Annotated in this window: 1 protein-coding gene; it reads right to left on the minus strand. The window is 38.9% G+C overall.

What is annotated here, in order from left to right; translation table 11 throughout:
* A partial coding sequence (locus tag MKD49_RS26025; RefSeq protein ID WP_252697744.1) for an HNH endonuclease occupies positions 1-265 on the minus strand: 265 nt, incomplete at both ends.

Below are 265 nucleotides of genomic sequence, written 5' to 3' on the forward strand. Positions count from 1 at the left end.
ATGACAATTTGGGCAGACAGGTCTTAGATCTTCTTTAGGATCAACCTCATACTCTTCACCAATCGTATTTAATGGCTCAATATGATGTACATGGATAAAATCTTTAGCAAATGAGCCATAGGTATGTTCAAAGCTCATGCCACAGACATAGCAACGAGTCCCATAAATGGCAATACATTCAGCTCTCGCTTTGGGACATCTCTCATAGCCATTTACAGTAACAGTTAGTTTTTTGCCTTCAAAAAATTTGGGGCTATTCACACCT

It is taken from the genome of Herbaspirillum sp. WGmk3, from assembly GCF_023952535.1.
Taxonomy (GTDB): Bacteria; Pseudomonadota; Gammaproteobacteria; order Burkholderiales; family Burkholderiaceae_D; genus Herbaspirillum; species Herbaspirillum huttiense.